This window comes from Actinomadura chokoriensis (assembly GCF_041463665.1).
GTDB classification, from domain to species: Bacteria; Actinomycetota; Actinomycetes; order Streptosporangiales; family Streptosporangiaceae; genus Spirillospora; species Spirillospora chokoriensis_A.
Map to the genome: position 1 here is coordinate 199,792 of NZ_JAXCEJ010000007.1, position 14,024 is coordinate 213,815.

A 14,024-nucleotide genomic window follows, 5' to 3' on the forward strand; every position below is an offset into this window, starting at 1 on the left:
GGGGACGGTAGATGTTACCGTAAGTTGTCATGTTCCTACCCTCCGTCGCCGATGCCGTCGTCCACGCCACGGCCGCCGGCGCCGCCTCCGGGGTCTGGGCGCTGCGCCGGTGGCCGCGCCTGCCGCACCGCGTGCCCGCCGACCCGGCCGAGCAGGCGGCGTTCGCGGCCCTGCGCATGGTCGCGCGGGCGGCGCCGCCGCTGCGCGCCGGGCTCACCTACGACACGGCGCGCAAGGCGGCGCGGTGGCTGCGGCCGCTGCTCGGCGCCGAGGCGGTCGCGCTGGTCGCGGTGCGCCCCCCGGACGATCCCGACACTCTGGACGCCCCCGACAGCCTGGACGATCTCGACACCCTGGACGATCCCGGCGGCGAGCCGGACGGTCCCGGCGGCCTGGACGGGCCGACCCGCCGCGCCGACCGGCGGCTCCGCGCCGCGCCCCGCCTGCTGGCCTGGGAGGGAGCGGGCGGCGGCCACGCGGCGGAGGCCGCCCGGCACGCGCTGCCCGTGCTCGTGTCCGGGCGGCCCCGGGTCGGCGCTCCGGAGCCGGTGGGCTGCGCCGACCCGGGCTGCCCCGTCCAGGTGGCGATGACCGCGCCGCTCACCGTCGAGGGGCGCGTGGAGGGCGCGCTGACCGCGTACTGGCGGGCCGCGTCCACCGCCAGGGTCCGCGCGGTCGGCGAGGCGGCCCGGCTCGTCGCGGGCCAGCTGGAACTGGCCGAGCTGGACATGGCCCGCATCCGGCTCGGCGAGGCCGAGACGCGGGCGCTGCGCGCCCAGATTTCCCCGCATTTCGTCTACAACTCGCTGACCACGATCGCCTCGTTCATCCGCACCGACCCCGACCGTGCCCGCGCCCTGCTGCTGGACTTCGCCGACTTCGCCCGCTACTCCTTCCGCAACCCCCGCGACTTCACCACCCTCGCCGACGAGCTGCGCTCCATCGACCGCTACCTGCTGCTGGAACGGGCCAGGTTCGGCGAGCGGCTGAAGTGCGACGTCGAGGTCGCGCCGGAGGTGCTGCCCGTCGCCGTCCCGTTCCTGGCCCTGCAGCCGCTCGTCGAGAACGCCGTCCGGCACGGCATGGCCGGCGGCGGGCGCGAGCCGTTCCGCATCAGGATCGTGGCGCGCGACTCGGGCGCCGAGGCCGCGATCAGCGTCGAGGACGACGGCGTCGGCATGGACCCCGAGCGGCTCCAGGAGATCCTCTCGGCCCCGCTCGGCCGGCCCGGCCCGACCGGCTGGGGCAGCATGGCGGCCCGGGTCCGGCGGGACGGGCGGGCCGATCCCGGCATCGGCCTCGCGAACGTCGACGAGCGCATGCGCCAGGTCTACGGCGACGAGTACGGGCTCACCGTCGAGACAGCGCTCGGCGCCGGGACCAAGGTCAGTTTGCGCGTCCCGAAATACCGTCCAGGCGTGTTCCCGGAGTGATCCGTGACGGGCGGACGTCACACTCACTTCCTGGAATCGATTGCGGACGGACGGTAATCGCGGCAAAGTCGCCCTCATGCTCCACGTCCTCGCCGTCGACGATGAACGCCCCGCCCTGGAGGAGCTGTCCTATCTCCTCCGCCAGGATCCGCGGATCGGCCAGGTCACCGGCGCGGGTGACGCCTCGTCCGCGCTCCGCGACCTGAGCCGCATGCTCGTGGACGGGGAGCGCCTCGACGCCGTGTTCCTGGACATCCGGATGCCCGGGCTGGACGGGCTCGACTTCACCCGGCTGCTGACCGGGTTCGCCGCCCCCCCGCACGTGGTGTTCGTGACCGCGCACGACGACTGCGCCGTCACCGCCTACGAGCTGGGCGCGCTCGACTACCTGCTGAAGCCCGTCCGGCCGGAGCGGCTCGCCGAGTCGGTCCGCCGGGTGGCCGAGGCCGTGCACCGGACGGGCCCGCCGCCCGCCGCGGACGGCCCCGACCCCGACGACGAGCTGATCCCCGTCGAGCTCGGCGGCCGGACGAGGCTCGTCTCCCGCCGGACGGTGACGCACGTGGAGGCGCAGGGCGACTACGTCCGGCTGCACACCGCCGACGGCGGGTTCCTGGTCCGGATGCCGCTGTCGGCGCTGACCAAGCGGTGGGAGGCCGCCGGATTCATCCGGATCCACCGCAGCACCCTGGTCGCGTGCGCGCATATCACCGAGGTGCGGTTCGACGGCGGCCGCGCGGCCGTCCGGGTCGGGGACGAGCTGCTTCAGGTCAGCCGCCGGCACACCCGCGAGGTGCGGGACCGGCTGGTCCGCAAGTTCCATCACCCCGACGGGGACGCGGACGAGGCGGGGGAGGCCCGCGATGGCCGGTGACGGCCGGATCGGTGAACGCCGGACGGGTGAGCGCCGGGTGGTGGTGTCCGCGGGGGCGGGCGTTCGCGAGCGGGCGCCGGGAGAGGGCGGCGCGCCGCCCACCGCCGAGGCCGCCGGCTCGGAGGCGGCGGGGTCCGAGCCGCCGGATCCCGACCCCCTTCATAGCGGGCCGTCCCTTTCCGCCGCCTTCGCCGCCGCGCCGCCGCCGAAACCCGCCGAGACGCGCGCCCTGATCCGCGCCCAGCTGCGGACCGCCCTCGGCACCTGCGCGATCGTCCTGACCGTCCTGGCGGGCCTGCCGCTGCTGGCGCTCGTCCCGGCGGTCGCGCACGCGCACGCGCACGGCGTGCCGCTGTTCTGGGCCGTCCTCGCGTCCGGCGTCCAGCCCTTCTTGATCGCGGTCTCGTTCCGGCAGTTGAGACGGGCCGAACGGTCCGAGCGCGCGATGGACCGCCGGTGACCGTGCCGGCCGCGGCGGCGGCGCTCACCGGACTGACCGCCGTCGTGGGGCTGACGGCCGTCCTCGGCGTCCACCGCCGCCGCTCCGCCTGCACCACCTCCGACCTGCTGGTCGCGTCCCGGGGCGTCACCCCCTGGTGGAACGCGTCCGCGATCAGCGGCGAGTACATCTCCGCCGCCGCCTTCCTCGGCACCGCCGGGCTCGTGCTCGTCCACGGCGCCGACACGCTGTGGCTCCCCATCGCCGCGACCGCCGGATACGTCCTGCTGCTGGCGTTGGTGACCGCGCCGCTGCGCCGCTCCGGCGCCTACACGATCTCCGACTTCGCCGAGTGGCGGCTCGGCTCGCGCGCCGTCCGCCGCGTCGTCACCGCCTGCGTCTGCTTCATCGGCTGGTTCTCCCTGCTGCCGCAGTTCCAGGGCGCGGGCGTGACGCTGCGCGTGCTGACCGGCGCCCCCGTCTGGACGGGCTGGGCCGTCGTGGTCGCCGTCACGCTGGCCCTCGTCCTGTCCGGCGGGATGCGCAGCATCACCGCGGTCCAGGCCGTCCAGTTCTGGGTGAAGCTGGTCGCCGTCGCGGTGCCCGCGGTCGCGCTGGTCGGCATGTGGCACATGTCCGGAGCCCCCGGCCCGCTCGGCGACGACGTCCCCCGGTTCGAGCGCACCACGCGGGTGGACGTGCGCACCGACGTGACCGTCAACGTCCCCGCGCCCGTGACGGTCACCGCGCGAGGACGCGTGGACGGTGTACCCGTCCACGGCGACGCGGTACGGCTGCCCGAGGGGCGGCACACCATCGGACGCGGGACCGACGTGGTCTTCCCCGGCGGCGCGCGCGTGCCGCACGCCGAGCGGCTGCCCGTCCAGGACGGCAGCACGTGGGCGACACCGTTCGGCCGCGGCGAGGAACACGGGCTCTTCCGCACCTACTCGGCGATGCTGGGCGTCCTGCTGGGCACGATGGGGCTGCCGCACATCCTCATGCGCTTCTACACCGACACGTCCGGGAGCGCCGCGCGCCGGACGGCCGCGTTCGTGCCCGTCCTCCTCGCCCTGTTCTGCGTGTTCCCCACCCTCTACGGGATACTGGGACGCCTGTTCGCACCCGAACTCCTCATGACCGGCGACACCGACGCGACGCTCCTGCTGCTCCCGCGCCGGATGATCCCCGGGCAGACCGGCGCGCTGCTCACCGGCCTCATCACCGCCGGGGCCTTCGCCGCGTTCATCTCCACGTCGTGCGGCCTCGCCGTGGCCATCGGCGGGACGATCTCGCAGTGCGCCCGCCGCGGCGGCACGGCCGCGTTCCGCGCCGGCGTCGTCATCGCGCTGGCCGCCCCCTGCGTCCTGCTGCCGGGGATCGGCCCGCACGGGGCCGCCGGCCTCGTCACGATGGCCCTCGGCGTGTCGGCCTGCTCGCTGTGCCCGCTGCTCCTCCTCGGCATCTGGTGGCGCGGTCTCACCGCCGCCGGCGCCGCCGCCGGACTCCTCGTCGGCGGCGGGCTCGCCGTCTGCGCCGGCGTCACCGGCCTCTTCCGCGACGCGCCGCCGGGCTGGCCCGCGGCCGTCCTGGACCAGCCCACCCTCCTGATCGCGCCCGCCGCGTTCGCGGCGATGATCGCGGTGTCCCTGCTGACCCGCCGCCGCGTCCCGCGCCACACCGACCGCGCGCTGCGCCGCCTGCACCTCCCCGAGGACGTCCTCGCCCGGTGAACGTCCGTGATTTCTCCACGAGCGGACCCTGGATCGTGTGGACCGTTCCCGGCCGACCGCTCGTCCCGCCGCACCGACCGTTCGTCGCGTGACTACGCTACGCACGGCTCTGACTACGTACCGCTCATCGAGCACCGTGTTTTCCTGGTGCCGCCCGGCCGTTCCCCGCGTCTAGTGTTCTCAGTGGCACCACAGCCACACCGCGGCAGGAGGAGCGGGCGGCCGGCACCCCGGACGCGAAACCTCCCACAAGAGCAAATCCTGGAGATCCGGCACCGCCGGATCGAGTCGCCGGATCCCGTACCGGGGGGGTGGGATCCGGCGGCCTGTGGCTCGGGCGTCGTTGAACAGTCGGGGGGTTGTTCAGCGGCGCCCGAGCTGTTCTGTGTCCCCAGCCTCGCTCCCGGCGTCGGGTCTCGGGGCCCTCCATCGGCGGGGGAGGCGTGCGATCGCCGAATACCGGCATGCCGAGCGGATCCGCTGTCCCGTGCGGGACAGGTGCCGCGGGCGGTCAGGTGTCGCGCAGGCGCTTCAGGGTCTCTATGTCCTTCGCGTGGGGTTCGGGGGCCCGGCCCGGGGTTTCGATCAGGAACGGGACGCCCCTGACCGCCGGGTGGGTGAACAGGTCGGCGAAAGGCTGTTCGCCTATCCGGCCGGCGCCGATGTTCTCGTGGCGGTCCCTGCCGGAGGCGCAGGGGTCCTTGGAGTCGTTGGCGTGGACCAGCTTCAGGCGACCCTCGCCCACGGTGGCGACCAGGGCGTCGATGGTGTCCTTGACGCCGCCGGGGGCGGCCAGGTCGTGGCCCGCGGCGAAGGCGTGGCAGGTGTCGAAGCAGACGCCCAGCTTCGGGTGGTGTTCGAGCCGCTCGAAGAACGGGCCCAGGTCCTGGACCTTGGCGCAGAGCATGTTGTTCTGGCCGGCCATGGGCTCCAGGAGGAGGTCAGGGCCGTCCTCCGGGATCTCTTCCAGAAGGGGGAGGACGTGCTCGTGGACCTGTGCCATCGCCTCGTCATAGGTCTGGCTGACGGCCGAGCCCGTGTGGACCACGACGCCGCGTGCGCCGATGGCCTTTCCGCGGGTCAGGGAGTGGCGGACCGTCGCGATCGACTTGGCGAGCGTCTCGGGTGTCGGCGAGCCGAAGTTGACCAGGTACGGGGCGTGCACGTACACGGGGATGCCGTGCTCGCGGAGCTTCGCGTCCTCGGCGGGCCTGCCCTCGGGGAGCGCCCAGCCGCGGGGGTTCGCGACGAACACCTGGATCGCCTCGGCGCCGATCTCGGCGGCGTACTTCAGGCCGCCGGTGGCGATGCCGCCGGCCACGGGGACATGGGCCCCGACGGGGCTGTGCGGTGAGGTCATAGCCGGTTCAGCCTAGCCGGTCACGGGCCCCGGACGATGGTGACGGTGGAGCCGCGCGGGGCCTCGCCGCTGGACGGCGACTGGAAGCGGACGCGGTCGCCGCCGAAGCCCGTCACGCTGACCTTGAAACCGGATTCCTTCAGGGCCTTCTTCGCCTCGGCGACCGTGCGGTTGGTCATGTCGGGCACCGGGATGTTCTGGTTGCCGCCGTCGTCGCAGCCGAGCTGGAACGGGCCCGCGTCGACGATGCAGTCGCGCTTGTTGACGACGATGGTGACGTCGTCGCCGCGCGAGACGCCCTCGCCCTCGGCCGGGTCCTGGCTGATCACGGTGTTCGACTCCTTGCCGTTCACCTGCTTCTTCTGGACGTTGACGTTCAGGCCCATGGAGCGCAGCAGGTTGGCGGCGGCGTCGCCGTTCTGGCCGACGAGGTTCGGCATGGACATGCCGGTGGAGACGACGAGGTCGACGGGCTCGTCGGGGGACTGCTTCACGCCGGCGTCCGGGTCGGTGCTGATGACCCGGTCCCTGGCCACGGTCTGGGACGGGCTCCTGGTCGTCCGGCCGACGGTGAAGCCCTTGTCCTCCAGGGCCTGCTCGGCGTCGGCGAGGCTCTTGCCCTGGACGTCCGGCACCTCGCGAGGGGTGATGCCCTTGGACGGCGTCAGCGTGACCGGCTGGCCCTTGGCGACGCGGGCGCCCGCGGGCGGATCGGACTTGGCGACGCCGCCCTTGTGGACGCGGTCGTCGTAGATCGCCTTGACGACCCGCACGTCCAGGCCGCCGGACTCCAGCTGGTCGCGGGCGTCGGAGACCTTCATGCCGATGATCGACGACGGGACGTGCTCGTACTGGCCGGACGTCTGGTACCAGACGGCCCAGCCGAGGATGAGCGCCGCGACCGCGCCGAGGGCGACGAGGACGTAGCGGCCGGTCAGCGCGCCGATCGCGCGGTCGGTCCTCGTCTGCCGCGGGACGTCCTCGACCGGCATCGTGCGCGGGTCCAGGACGGCGGTGTGGCCGTGCGAGGGAGCCTCCAGCACGCTGGTGCCGCCGCGGGACGACTCTTCGAGGCGCCGGTCGAAGTCGCGGGGCAGGCCGCCGAACACCTCGCTGACCTCGGCGTGGTACTGGTTCGCGTCCTTCGGGCGCCGGGACGGGTCGTGGCTCGTCGCGTCGGTGACCAGGTCGTCCACCCGCAGGGGAATGCCCGGGACCACCCTGGACGGCGGCGGGACGGTCTCGTTCACGTGCTTGTAGGCGACGGCGAGCGGCGTGTCGGCCTGGTGGGGCAGATGGCCGGTGAGCAGCTCGAACAGCATGATCCCGGCCGCGTACACGTCGGAGCGGACGTCGGCGTTGCCGGACAGCACCTGCTCGGGCGCGAGGTAGCCGACCGTCCCGATGATCATGCCGGTCTTGGTCATCTTGCTCGCGGTCTCGGCGCGGGCCAGCCCGAAGTCGGCGACCTTGACCTGCCCGTCCTCGGTGATCAGGACGTTCTCCGGCTTGACGTCGCGGTGCACGAGACCGGCGCGGTGCGCGGCGCCGAGCGCGGCCAGCACCGGCTGCATGATCTCCAGCGCGGCGCGCGGGCCGAACCGCCCGAGCGAGGTCAGCGCGTCGCGGAGGGTGCGGCCCGCGACGTACTCCATCACGAGGAAGACGTGCTCGCCGTCCGTGCGCTGGTCGTAGACCGCGACGACGTTCGGGTGCGAGAGCGCCGCCGCCGCCTTGGCCTCGCCGATGAAGCGGGCGACGAAGTCCTCGTCGGAGGCGAGCCCGGCGTGCATCACCTTGATCGCGACGACGCGGTCGAGGCGCAGGTCCCGCGCGACGTAGACCGTCGCCATCCCGCCGCGGGCGACGCGGGACTCAATGCGGTAGCGCCCGTCGAGCACCTGCCCGACGAGCGGATCCGCCCCCTCCGTGTTCATCGGTGCGAGTGTACGGGCGAACTGGAGTGGGTCTCATCAGTCGCGAGTATGAGCATCGATGAGCCCGGGGGGTGATTCCTCCGGGACACGGGGTTCGGCAGTGGCCGGCGTGACGCGGCGGCCGCTGCTGCGGGAGACGGCCACGCCCGCCAGGCAGAGCAGGCCGCCGGCGAGGGTGACCAGCCCGGGGACCTCTCCGAGGAAGAGCCACGACATGCCGACGACCAGGGCGGGCACGGCGTAGGTCGTGGCCCCCATCTTTCCGGCGGACGTGCGGGCCAGCGCGTAACCCCAGGTGGTGAAGGCGAGCGCGGTCGGGAAGACGCCCAGGTAGACCATGTTCAGCGTGGCGCCGGCCGGGGCGTCCGCGGCCTGCGAGACGAGCTGCCCGGAGAACGGCAGGCAGGCGAGCGCGCCGATCGCGCACGCGAACGTGGTGAACTGCAGGGCGGAGGCGTGCCGCAGCGCGGGCTTCTGGCTCACCACGCCCGCCGCGTAGGTGACGGCGGCGACCAGGCAGAGCAGCACCCCGCCGACGGACGCGCGGCCCTCGCCCGACATCGACAGCCCGACGACGGCGGCGCCGGCGAACGACACCGCCATGCCGGCCATCAGCCGGGACGAGAGGCCCTCCCTGAGCAGCCAGCCGCCGAGGAGCGCGATCAGGATCGGGCCGATGTTGACCACGAGCGCGGCGGTGCCCGCGTCCACGAGCTGCTCGCCCCAGTTCAGCGCGACCATGTAGGCGCCGAACCACAGGACGCCGGCGGCGACGATGCCGGGCCAGGCGGCCCGCGGCGGCAGGCCCTCGCGCCTGACGAGCCACAGGGCGCCGAGCACGACCGTCCCGGACAGGAGGCGGCCGAGGGCGAGGGCGCCGGGACCGTACTCGGCTCCGGCGCTGCGGATCGAGACGAAGGCGGACGCCCACAGCACGACCGTGACCGTGGCGGCGGCGACCGCGCGCTTGTCGACGCGACCCGTGTTCTCGTGTTGCATGCCACGCACCTTAGGTATGGGTCGTTTCCATGAACACCGAAGGAACGTGCCGGGTTGCGGCATGCCCGGGGTGAACCCGCCCAGTTTGTTGACCCGCGGGTTTCAGGTCCAGCGAATATTCCTACAGGGGGATCTTTAGCGATGCTACGAGGTCGCGATGCCCTCGAAGGGGGAGGACGCCTGCGCGTAGCGGCGCTTCGGGATGCGCCCGGCGAGCCGGGCGAGCCGGCCGGCCTCGACCGCGAGCCGCATCGCCGCGGCCATCCGCTCCGGGTGCCGCGCGCGGGTGACGGCGGTCGCCAGCAGCACGGCGTCGCAGCCGAGCTCCATGGCGAGCGCGGCGTCCGAGGCGGTGCCGAGCCCGGCGTCCAGGACCACCGGGACGTTCGCCCGCTCGACGATCAGCTCGATGTTGTGCGGGTTGCGGATGCCGAGGCCCGACCCGATCGGGGAACCGAGCGGCATCACGGCGACGCACCCGATCTGCTCCAGGCGATGCGCCAGGACGGGGTCGTCGTTGGTGTAGGGCAGGACGGCGAAGCCGTCGTCGACGAGCTGCTCGGCGGCCTCGACCAGCTCGATCGGGTCGGGCAGCAGCGTGCGCTCGTCTGCGATCACCTCCAGCTTGACCCAGTTCGTGCCGAGCGCCTCGCGGGCGAGCTTGGCGGTGAGCACGGCCTCCCCGGCGGTGAAGCAGCCGGCCGTGTTCGGCAGCACCCGGATGCCGCACTCCTTCAGGACGTCCAGCACCGAGCCGCGCGCGGACGGGTCCACCCGCCGCATCGCGACCGTGGTCAGCTCCGTCCCGGACGCGGTCAGCGCCTCGCGCAGCACGTGCATGCTGGGCGCGCCGCCCGTGCCCATGATCAGCCGCGAGCCCAGTTCCTCTCCGGCGATGACCAGCGGGTCCGACATCTTCAGCCTCCTTGTACGGGTCTTTGTGGGGCCCTCCGGGGGCGGGGGGTGACCGCCGCATTGCACTTCGCTGCGCTCCGTTCCATGCGGCGGTCACCCCCCTTGCACGGCGGTGAGCACCTCGAGCCGGTCGTCGTCGCGCAGCACCGTCGACGCCCACGCGGACCGGCGGACGACCTCGTCGTTCAGCGCCGCCGCCACGCCGGTCGGCGCGGTGGTGACGGACGCGACGGCGTCGGCCACGCTCGCGCCCTCGGGCAGCTCCCGCGGCGCACCGTTGACGATCACCTTCATGCCTGCACCTCGGCGGAGAAACGGTCGGGGGTGAACGGCCCGGCGACCTCGGGGACGGGGCCGTCCAGCAGCATCGCGGACAGGATGTCGGCGCTCACCGGGGTGAGCAGCACGCCGTTGCGGAAATGCCCGGTCCCGGCGAACAGGCCGGGCAGCGCCGTCGGGCCCATCACCGGCGCGTTGTCCGGGGAGCCGGGACGCAGCCCGGCGGTGACCTCGGCGAACTCCAGCTCGGTGATGCCGGGCAGCAGCTCGCGGGCGTCGCGCAGCAGCTCCCACAGCCCACCGGCGGTGACCCGCGTGTCGAAGCCCAGCTCCTCCTGGGTGGCGCCGAGGACGATCTCGCCGTCCGCGCGCGGCACCAGGTAGACCGACGAGCCCTTCACCAGGCCCCGGGTGGTGCGCCGCAGGAACGGGACCCGGGCGCGGAGTCGGATCACCTGGCCCTTCACCGGGCGGACGGGTGGAACGGTCCCGGGCGGCAGCCCGTCGAGGTCGCCCGACCAGGGCCCCGCCGCGAGCAGCACCCGGTCGGCGCGGAGCACCGTCCCGTCGTCCAGCCCGACCCCGGCCGCCGCGTCGCCCTCGACGACGATCCGCGCGGCCCGCCGGCGCACCAGCCGGACGCCGAGCCGCCCGGCCGCCGCCAGCAGCGCCGCGGTCAGCCGGCGCGGGTCGACCGAGCCGTCCTCGGGGGCGAGCAGGCCGCCGCGCACGCCGGGCGCGAGCATCGGCTCCGCCCGGCGGCACTCCCGGCCGGTCAGCGGCTGCGCGGGGATGCCGAGGCTCTCCTGGAAGCGGCGCAGGTCCTCCAGGTACTTCAGGTCGTCGGCGTCGGAGGCGACCTGGAGCAGCCCGTCGGTGCGGTAGCCGGTGTCCAGGCCGGTCAGGTCCTCCAGCTCGGCGACGAACGCGCCGTACCGGTCGCGGGAGGCGAGGCCGAGCCGCAGCAGCGGCTCCTCGCCGTAGGTCAGCTCGCTGACCGGGGTGAGCATGCCCGCCGCGACCGACGAGGCGCCGCTCGCGGGGGCCGGGTCGACCAGGACGACGGAGGCGCCGCCCGCCGCGGCGCGCCAGGCGGTGGCGAGGCCGATGACCCCCGCGCCCACGATCACGATCTCCACGCGCGCTCCCTTCGCCGGCATGATCCGGATCAGGTCTGGCGGTCGGCGGCCCGTTCCAGCCGCCCTCTCAGCCCGGTCGCACCGGACTCCCGCGCTCTGTGCCGTTGTATCCGGTTCCCACCTTACGACCTCGGTAAAGCGTGCCAACTCCTGGACAGGTGTCCATCCGAAAAACGCGGCACATTAGGCTGACCGTCATGGAGAGGGTCATCGTCGTGGGTGGCGGGCTGGCCGGCGTGCGCGCCGTGGAAGCCCTGCGAAGCAAGGGGTACGAGGGCGCGCTGACGCTCCTGTCGGCGGAGCGGCACCGGCCCTACGACCGGCCGCCGCTGTCCAAGGCCGTCCTCGCGGGCGAGTCCGACGACACGACCGTCGACGCCGACTGGGACGCGCTGCGCTGCGACCTGCTGCTCGGCGAGCGCGCGACCGCGCTGCGGCCGGACGAGCCGGGACGCGGCGGCGTCGTCGCCTCGACCGCGGGCGACCTTCCGTTCGACGGGCTGGTCATCGCGACCGGCGCCACCCCGATCACGCTGCCCGGGGACGGCCCGCAGCACGTCCTGCGGACCGTCGACGACTCTCGTGACCTGCGGTCCCGGCTGACCGAGGGCGCCCGCATCGTGATCGTCGGGGCGGGCTGGATCGGCGCCGAGGTCGCCACCACCGCGGCGAAGAAGGGCTGCCGCGTCACCGTCGTGGAGGCGGCCGACGCCCCGATCGCCAACGCGATCGGGGCCGAGGTGGGCGCGCTGACGGCCCCCTGGTACGCGGAGGCGGGCGTTGAGCTGCGCACCGGCGTGAAGGTCGCCGCGGTCGAGGAGGGCGGCCTCGCGCTGGCCGGCGGCGGGCGGATCGACGCGGACGAGGTCGTGGTCGGCATCGGCGTCCGGCCCGCCGTGTCCTGGCTGGAGGGCTCGGGCCTGCTGGTGCAGCGCGGCGTCGTCACCGACGGCTCGTTCCGCGTCTACCAGGGCGAGGAGGAGCCCGGCTCCCTCCGCGGCGACATCGTGGCGGTCGGCGACTGCGCCGCCTGGTGGTCGTCGCGGTACGGGCGGCGGCTCCTCGTCGAGCACTGGGACACCGCCCTCAACGCCCCGGAGATCGCCGCCGCGGCCCTCCTCGGGCAGGACGGCGGCTACGACGCCGCCCCGTACTTCTGGTCCGAGCAGTTCGGGCGCATGGTGCAGTACGCGGGCAGCCACGCCGCGTCCGAGCGGCTCGTGCACCGCGGCGACCCGTCCGGCCGCAAGTGGGCGGTGGTGTGGCTGACCGGCGACCGCCTCGACGCGATCCTCACCGTCGACAGGCCGCGCGACCTGGTGCAGGCGCGGCGGCTGATCGCCGCCGGGACGCCGGTGGACCCCGAGGCGATCGCCGACCCGGACGTCCCCGTCCGGCAGGCAGTTCGCTGACAGCGATCGCGGGCGGGCGGGCAACGGCTGTCCAGCGGGTTTGAGGATTCCGAAGGCGTGGTAGCAAGGGGGCGTGACGCAGATGCACGCAACCGTTGACAGCGCACTCGACCCCCGGACCGACGCCCTCGCCGGCGAATGGCTCACCCTCCGCGAGACCGCCGAACGGCTCGGGATCAAGCCCCACCGGATCAAGCAGCTCATCCACGAGCACCGGATCCTCGCGGTCCGCCGGGGCGGCGAGCCGATGGTGCCCGCGGCCTTCATCAAGGACGGCCAGGTGATCAAGGGACTGCCCGGCACGCTGACCCTCCTGTCGGACGCCGGGTTCGACGACGTGGAGACGATCCGCTGGCTGTTCACCGCCGACGACACGCTGCCGGGCACCCCGGTGGACGCGCTCACCGAGAACCGGGGGACCGAGGTCCGCCGGCGGGCCCAGGCGCTGGCCTTCTAGACCACCGGTTCCAGACCACCGGTAGCAACGGAACACAGCGCACGTGACAGGATCGCGGGGTCACGCGCGGCGGACGGCGCCGCCGCGTGACCCCGCGATCAGTTGTGAAAGGAAGACATCCGGCCGTGTCCAGGCATCTCCCCTCCGAACGCGCCGTCGCGCTGCGCGCCCGGCTCAGCCGAGCCCGCCTCTACCTCTGCACCGACGCGCGGGAACGGCAAGGAGACCTGCCCGGCTTCCTCGACGCCGTCCTCGCGGGCGGCGTCGACATCGTCCAGCTCCGCCAGAAGGGCCTGGAGGCCCGGCAGGAGATGACGTACCTGGAGATCTTCCGGGCCGCCTGCGAGCGGCACGGCGCGCTCCTCGCGGTCAACGACCGGGCCGACGTGGCGCACGCCGTCGGCGCGGACGTGCTGCACCTCGGCCAGGACGACCTGCCGGTGCCCGCCGCCCGCGAGATCGTCGGCGGCGACATGCTGATCGGGCGGTCCACGCACTCCGGCGAGCAGGCGTCGGCGGCGGCGGTGGAACCCGGCGCCGACTACTTCTGCGCCGGGCCCGTGTGGCCCACGCCGACCAAGCCCGGCCGTCCCGCGCCCGGCCCGAAGCTGCTGGAGTACGCGGCCGAGCAGCGGGCGGCGCGGCCGTGGTTCGCGATCGGCGGCATCGAGCTGTCGAACCTCGGCGAGGTGCTGGCGGCGGGCGCGAGCCGCGTCGTCGTGGTGCGCGCCATCACCGAGGCGGACGACCCCGGCGCGGCCGCGGCGGAGTTCGCGCGCAGGCTGGCGACCTGAACATGTCGGGGTTTGACCTAGATCATGGTGCGGGTCACGGGAACGATCACCGAGAATGGTGGCCATGAGCCTCGGACCCGACGACGACCGGACGGTCGACCTGGACGACGACCTGCGGATCCTGCCCGACCAGACGTCCGACGACACCGACACGGGCTGGGGCGAGTGGCGCGGCGGCGGCGACGATGACGCCCGCCTGCTGGAGGACCGCCCGCCTCACTGGTGAGAGCCCGTGTCGAGAGCCTGAGAGCCC

General features: G+C 73.9%; 14 protein-coding genes. 8 read left to right on the forward strand and 6 right to left on the reverse strand.

All coding sequences use genetic code 11. The features are described 5' to 3' along the window. Positions 1 to 29: 29 nt before the first annotated feature. From SM418_RS14575 to SM418_RS14590, 4 genes are all read left to right on the forward strand, one after another. Positions 30 to 1,433 carry a histidine kinase gene (locus SM418_RS14575; protein WP_371940950.1) on the forward strand — a complete coding sequence of 468 codons (1,404 nt, stop codon included), beginning with the start codon at positions 30 to 32 and terminating at the stop codon, positions 1,431 to 1,433. A gap of 76 nt (positions 1,434 to 1,509) precedes the next feature. Further along, positions 1,510 to 2,307: a LytR/AlgR family response regulator transcription factor gene (locus tag SM418_RS14580; protein WP_371940949.1), complete on the forward strand. Its 798-nt coding sequence runs from the start codon at positions 1,510 to 1,512 to the stop codon at positions 2,305 to 2,307. Next, entirely contained in the window at positions 2,297 to 2,767 is a 471-nt protein-coding gene (locus tag SM418_RS14585; protein WP_371940948.1) for a hypothetical protein, read from the forward strand. Before SM418_RS14580 ends, SM418_RS14585 begins: the two co-directional genes overlap by 11 nt. After that, positions 2,764 to 4,479, forward strand: coding sequence for a sodium:solute symporter family transporter (locus tag SM418_RS14590; protein ID WP_371940947.1), 1,716 nt, complete (start codon positions 2,764 to 2,766; stop codon positions 4,477 to 4,479). Before SM418_RS14585 ends, SM418_RS14590 begins: the two co-directional genes overlap by 4 nt. 511 nt (positions 4,480 to 4,990) lie before the next feature. Here the strand turns inward: SM418_RS14590 and SM418_RS14595 are convergent. The 6 genes from SM418_RS14595 to thiO all read right to left on the reverse strand — a co-directional run bounded on the left by SM418_RS14595 (position 4,991) and on the right by thiO (position 11,129). After that, a complete protein-coding gene (locus tag SM418_RS14595; RefSeq protein WP_371940946.1) occupies positions 4,991 to 5,839 on the reverse strand; it encodes a deoxyribonuclease IV in 849 nt (282 codons plus the stop codon). A 20-nt stretch (positions 5,840 to 5,859) separates the two neighbouring features. After that, positions 5,860 to 7,776, reverse strand: coding sequence for a Stk1 family PASTA domain-containing Ser/Thr kinase (gene pknB / locus SM418_RS14600; protein WP_371940945.1), 1,917 nt, complete (start codon positions 7,774 to 7,776; stop codon positions 5,860 to 5,862). Between the two features lie 36 nt (positions 7,777 to 7,812). Continuing rightward, entirely contained in the window at positions 7,813 to 8,775 is a 963-nt protein-coding gene (locus SM418_RS14605; RefSeq protein ID WP_371940944.1) for a DMT family transporter, read from the reverse strand. Between the two features lie 144 nt (positions 8,776 to 8,919). Beyond that, on the reverse strand, positions 8,920 to 9,690 hold the full coding sequence (locus tag SM418_RS14610; protein ID WP_371940942.1) for a thiazole synthase: 771 nt from the start codon (positions 9,688 to 9,690) through the stop codon (positions 8,920 to 8,922). Between the two features lie 93 nt (positions 9,691 to 9,783). Further along, positions 9,784 to 9,984 carry a sulfur carrier protein ThiS gene (gene thiS / locus SM418_RS14615; protein ID WP_371940940.1) on the reverse strand — a complete coding sequence of 67 codons (201 nt, stop codon included), beginning with the start codon at positions 9,982 to 9,984 and terminating at the stop codon, positions 9,784 to 9,786. Continuing rightward, positions 9,981 to 11,129, reverse strand: a complete 1,149-nt coding sequence (thiO, locus tag SM418_RS14620; protein ID WP_371940939.1) for a glycine oxidase ThiO — start codon at positions 11,127 to 11,129, stop codon at positions 9,981 to 9,983. The genes thiS and thiO overlap by 4 nt, the downstream gene beginning before the upstream one ends. 176 nt (positions 11,130 to 11,305) lie before the next feature. On the opposite strand from thiO, the gene SM418_RS14625 reads away from it, so the two are divergent. From SM418_RS14625 to SM418_RS14640, 4 genes are all read left to right on the forward strand, one after another. Further along, a complete protein-coding gene (locus SM418_RS14625) occupies positions 11,306 to 12,520 on the forward strand; it encodes an NAD(P)/FAD-dependent oxidoreductase (protein ID WP_371940937.1) in 1,215 nt (404 codons plus the stop codon). An 82-nt stretch (positions 12,521 to 12,602) separates the two neighbouring features. Further along, the gene (locus SM418_RS14630) at positions 12,603 to 12,977 is read left to right on the forward strand and encodes an Rv2175c family DNA-binding protein (protein WP_131943630.1); all 375 of its coding nucleotides are present in this window, start codon (positions 12,603 to 12,605) and stop codon (positions 12,975 to 12,977) included. Between the two features lie 125 nt (positions 12,978 to 13,102). Further along, on the forward strand, positions 13,103 to 13,771 hold the full coding sequence (gene thiE / locus SM418_RS14635) for a thiamine phosphate synthase (protein ID WP_371940936.1): 669 nt from the start codon (positions 13,103 to 13,105) through the stop codon (positions 13,769 to 13,771). A 64-nt stretch (positions 13,772 to 13,835) separates the two neighbouring features. Further along, complete coding sequence (locus tag SM418_RS14640; protein ID WP_371940935.1) at positions 13,836 to 13,997, forward strand: hypothetical protein; 162 nt, start codon at positions 13,836 to 13,838, stop codon at positions 13,995 to 13,997. Positions 13,998 to 14,024: the final 27 nt, after the last annotated feature.